The sequence below is a fragment of the Bradyrhizobium sp. genome, from assembly GCF_004799405.1.
Lineage (GTDB): Bacteria > Pseudomonadota > Alphaproteobacteria > Rhizobiales > Xanthobacteraceae > Bradyrhizobium.
Window position 1 is genome coordinate 1 of sequence record NZ_SSMW01000104.1, and the last position, 4,676, is coordinate 4,676.

The following is a 4,676-nucleotide window of genomic DNA, read 5'->3' on the forward strand; positions in this document are numbered from 1 at the left end:
TTTTTGCTCAACATATAGCGGGACCAATTCGGGATTTGCGGTCAGTCGATCACGGAACTTCCGTAACAGGTCCGCTTCGGGACTATAGTCCGACGAAAAACGCGATGCCTTTGGGATTCGACGGATCGACAAGGAAGCCAGTGCGTAGGCCATACCAACCGTTGCGTGGGCCGACTAGCTTGCCTTGCGCTATCGTCCTGCCAGAATCAAGCCAAGCACTGAGGCCGAGATAGACGAGATAACAGCCTCCAATGATTTGGACGCAGCTGGCGAGCCAGCCGATTTCCCTGGGTTAATCGCACTTTGGCGCTGCAGTTGGGCTTGACCGAAGGGCGATTGAAAACTGCTGACTGCAAATAAGCCAGATCAAAAAATCCATCGCCCATGCAGCATCGAAATCGGATGGTAGTTTCGTTTTCAAGGATTCCCCTGAACTGTTCAGCTACTCATAAAATATCGGCACGGAGCGTTCCACGCCCCATCCAGTGCCGGCATGTAGGTGGCCGGCTGACCCGCATAACCACTTCCGTCGGTAAGCGCTTTGTAGCGCCCGGCCGGCGCTGGCTGCCCTTGCGGATTTCGCGGCTTCCTTGCGCCACCGCGTGGCTTTATGCTGGACTGGCGTCGGCACCTCTGCGGGAGGAGCAGCGGGGGAGGCGGCGATGGCGTCAACTTTGATCGGTAAGCAGGCCGTCGTGATCGGCGCGGGAATGGCCGGGCTCACCGCGGCGGGGGCGCTAGCCGATTGCTTCGATCAGGTTGTGGTTTTGGAGCGCGATACTCTGCCCTCGGAGGCCACGTATCGTGCGGGGACACCGCAGGCGCGGCACGTGCATGCGCTGCTGCTCAGCGGCCAGCGCGCCCTCAGCGAGTTGTTCCCAGGGATCGAGCAGGATCTCGCGCGGGCGGGAGCCGTGCCGCTTAGGGCCGGTCTCGATGTTCGCATTGAGCGCCCAGGCTACGATCCTTTCCCGCAACGCGATCTCGGCTGGTTCAGTTACGCCGTGTCACGGCCGACAATCGAGCGCGCAGTGCGAGAGCGGGTGGAAGGCCGCGCGAACACCACGCTGCGCCAGCGCTGCCGGGTCCAGGAAGTGTTAGCGTCGCCAAATGGAGAGGCGGTCACGGGCGTGCGCTATGAGAACGGCAACGGCGCGAGCGAGACAATTGCGGCGGATTTCGTCGTCGACGCCTCCGGACGCGGCGCCCTCACTCTTGCCCTGCTGCAATCGATCGGCCGACCAATGCCTGAGGAAACCACAATTGGTATCGATCTCGGCTATGCCACTTGCGTCTTTGCAATCCCTGATGACGCCTCGAACGATTGGAAAGGCATCATGACCTTCGGGCAGGCGCCCCAAAACAGCCGTGGCGGCCTGATGTTGCCGCTCGAGGGCAACCGCTGGATGGCGACAATTGGCGGGCGCCACGGTGACGTGCCACCCGGCGATGCAGAGGGATACCTGAACTACGCCCGGGCACTGCGGACACCGACGATCTACAACGCAATCAGCCACGCCAAGCGCCTGGACGGGGTCGCCCGCTACGGCTTCCGCGAGAGCGTGCGGCGCCATTTCGAGCGACTCGACTCCTTCCCCCGCGGGCTTCTGCCGATCGGCGACGCAATCTGCCGCTTCAATCCGGTCTATGGCCAAGGTATGAGCGTGGCCGCCCTGGAGGCGTGCCTGCTCAAGAGGCTTCTCGAGAGAGTAGGAGGAGACAGCAATCCGATCGCCGGGCTGGCGCCGACCTTCTTCGCCGAGGTGCAGGCGTTGATCGAGACGCCGTGGTCGGTGGCTACACTCGATTTCGTGTTTCCGGATACGCGGGGCCAACGTCCGGCGGATTTTGAGATCACGCTTAAATTCGGTATCGCCCTGACCCGGCTCGCCGCCGAAGATCCGGCCGTCCACAAGCTGACGGCCGAAGTCCAAAATCTATTGAAGCCGCGAAGCGCCTATCGCGATCCCGTCCTAGTGCAGCGCGTGCTCGCGATCATGGCCGAGGCCTGACCCTTGGTGAGTCCAGAGGGCTGTTAAACTCAGGCTGGTCGGAGAAAGTTTCGACTGCAGCGCAAGTTATCGCGCTCGCCCTTTGGTTTCAAACTGCGAAGTAGGACACAAGGATCAATGGGTCATGACACCCCAGGCGTTCGAGCTTCAACTAATACCCCGACGGAGATTCGTGCTAATCTGCATCTCCAGACGGGATCGGGAGAGCGAATCTTGTATAAGAAAGTTCTTCTCGCCTATGACGGCTCGATCGAAGGACGGCTGGCATTACGGGAGGGTGCGAAGCTTGCACAACTCTGCGGGGCCGATGTCTTTCTGCTGGCTGTTGTAGAGCTTTCCTCGAGTTCCGTGGTAATGGAGGGAGGTTTCGTCCTTCCGGTGGACGATCAAATCTCCAATTATAAGAACATTCTCGCGGAGGGCGTGGAGCGGCTTAAGGCCATGGGCTTCTCACCGACGGCCAGGTTGGGTAGGGGCGATGCCGGCCACGTCATCACTGAGGTTGCTCACGAGATCGACGCCAACCTCGTGGTAGTGGGCCATCGGTCGCAGGGTCCGCTGGCACGATGGTTGTTCGGATCCACGGACAACTACTTGATCAATCATCTTCGCTGCAGCGTCTTGGTCGCCCAGACCGAGATTAGCGACGATCAATTTGCTCAGCTGCTAGCGACACCGGCGGCGCAGCCATAGCTCCCTCGATATTCCAGCATGGCGGAGGGTCGGTCTTGGAGACTAATCGTGTCGCCTTTGGTGTTGCGTTTCTAAGGTCGGCATCCACCAAATTTTATAATGAGTGTGACGGCGACCTCTCGGTATTTCTTAGGAATGCCTGATCAGCGCCGCCGATTTATCAATTCGGCTTCGCCGATCAGGATTCGTTCTTTTCAGATAAGATTGGCAAATCAAGTAAGAAGTGAGTGCCCTTCCTATCGTTCGCAATCGTCAGATGGCCCTGAAGTTGCCGCACCATGCCGGTGACTACCTTGAAGCCCAGGCTCGCGCGCGGTCGCTCGATGTCGAACCCTTCCGGGAGACCGGCGCCATGGTCGGAGATCTCGACGTGAAGGTGTCCATCACGGGCTGAGACCTCGATCTCTCCGCTATCTTCCGGATAGGCATACTTGACCGCGTTGGTAACTAGTTCGTTGATCAGAAGTCCCAGGGGAATTGCATGGTCTGCTGAAAGCAGCATGCACCGCGCCTTCCCGGTGTCGAGAATAAGGACAAGGCCGTACTGTATGCGTCCCGGCTCTGCGGTGCAGCGTCGTTCACGCTGCTCCGCATCCGGGACACGACAGATTCCCTAGGCCCGCGTGGCCTGCCAGCTACCGCTGCAGCGGTCGCCGGTAATGACCCCGCTCCATCGGCCTGCCCCGGAATTGCCGGCGAGCCGGCCGCTGCCACTCGCCGACGAGGCACCGATGGTAATCTGGACCGAAACGCTGCCGTTGCTGCTGACGCCGCCGGTTACCTTGCCGCCGCCAGCCGATGAAACGCGCTGGCCCACCACTGTGAAAGGTACCGTGTTGGAGGCATGGCAATTGCCGGCCTGGGGAATGAACGTGACATTCCAGTTGCCGTCATAAGATCCTGTCCCACCCATTCTGGCCTGGCTGGCGTCGGCGGCGCCAGGAGCAGTGATCGCTGCGAGAACCGTCACGACAAATATCCAGCGCGGGGCACGCATGCCCTTAAAATCGGAAAAAAAGTCAAACTGTCGAACTAACATGGCCGTCTCTCCTGTTTTGAGGCTGCTTAACCGGTGGCTTCAGGTGATTTGTCCAGTCAAACCGGCTCTACGGTTCGACGGCGTCATACGTATCGGTTCCACCATCGCTGCGACTGTGCGCTAGTTCACACACGACATTGCGGGGCCCGCCGGTGGCCATCCCATTGCCCCGCTGAGTTCGGGAATTGTTCTCGATTTCCGATAGCCAGTACCGGCAGATCGGTACTGGCCTGTTTTTCGACCCCTAGTGGCCTAATTTGCGGTATGAATGCCGCCAGGTCAGACCGTGCCGGGAGAAACTCATGATTTTCCGCTGCCTGATTGTGCCGCTTGTCGCTGTCGCCTGCCTTCCGGGTCAGGCTTTCGCGAAGGACATGCTTCCTGCAGCGGCCGGTCAGACCGAACGCGACGCCTGCATGAAGGAATTTGTCCCCTTGCGTACAGAGGCGGAGGAGCGCGGCAAGCTGATCAAGGCCGCGAGCGCACGCCGCGCGTCGGCTAGCGAAACCTGCGAATTGATCGGTAATTTTGGTCAGTCCGAAATCAAGATGATCAAATATATCGATGCTAACTCGGCAAAATGCGAAATTGCCCCGCGCATCGCCGACCAGCTCAGAGCTGGCCACGAGAAGACTGAGGCCGCGCAGAAAAAGGTCTGCGCGATGGCGCACCTATCGCCACACACAGGGCCGGTCGGCGACTTCGATGACATTGGCGCGCCTCCGCTCGTCCGCTAACCCGGAGACCAATTCAAAGTCGACGAGTAAGGACGCCGCAGTTGGCGGCCTCTTTCATTTCGAATGTCGTCTGTTGGCACTAAGCGGATATGGCCCGATGTCCGAGTTGAGTCCTCTGTGGATGGCTCCCGCGTTGCAAGAGATAAATTGACGCAGTGGCATTGGTCGGGTGCAGTCTTCTGTCCGGCCTGTTGA

Annotated in this window: 6 protein-coding genes; 3 read left to right on the forward strand and 3 right to left on the reverse strand. The window is 59.7% G+C overall.

Translation table 11 applies throughout. The features are described 5' to 3' along the window. Positions 1-82 precede the first annotated feature (82 nt). On the reverse strand, positions 83-283 hold the full coding sequence (locus tag E7813_RS16420; protein ID WP_291575594.1) for a LysE family transporter: 201 nt from the start codon (positions 281-283) through the stop codon (positions 83-85). A gap of 379 nt (positions 284-662) precedes the next feature. On the opposite strand from E7813_RS16420, the gene E7813_RS16425 reads away from it, so the two are divergent. After that, complete coding sequence (locus tag E7813_RS16425) at positions 663-2,012, forward strand: FAD-dependent oxidoreductase (protein ID WP_291575589.1); 1,350 nt, start codon at positions 663-665, stop codon at positions 2,010-2,012. A gap of 213 nt (positions 2,013-2,225) precedes the next feature. Continuing rightward, positions 2,226-2,705 (forward strand): universal stress protein, encoded by a 480-nt coding sequence (locus tag E7813_RS16430; RefSeq protein WP_291575590.1) that lies wholly within the window; start codon positions 2,226-2,228, stop codon positions 2,703-2,705. A gap of 178 nt (positions 2,706-2,883) precedes the next feature. Here the strand turns inward: E7813_RS16430 and E7813_RS16435 are convergent, their stop codons facing one another. Further along, positions 2,884-3,207 carry a sensor histidine kinase gene (locus E7813_RS16435; RefSeq protein ID WP_363331182.1) on the reverse strand — a complete coding sequence of 108 codons (324 nt, stop codon included), beginning with the start codon at positions 3,205-3,207 and terminating at the stop codon, positions 2,884-2,886. A 111-nt stretch (positions 3,208-3,318) separates the two neighbouring features. Continuing rightward, positions 3,319-3,744 carry a hypothetical protein gene (locus E7813_RS16440; protein ID WP_291575591.1) on the reverse strand — a complete coding sequence of 142 codons (426 nt, stop codon included), beginning with the start codon at positions 3,742-3,744 and terminating at the stop codon, positions 3,319-3,321. Positions 3,745-4,046: 302 nt separating this feature from the next. Between E7813_RS16440 and E7813_RS16445 the strand changes: the two genes are divergently transcribed. After that, on the forward strand, positions 4,047-4,481 hold the full coding sequence (locus E7813_RS16445; protein WP_291575592.1) for a hypothetical protein: 435 nt from the start codon (positions 4,047-4,049) through the stop codon (positions 4,479-4,481). Positions 4,482-4,676 lie beyond the last annotated feature (195 nt).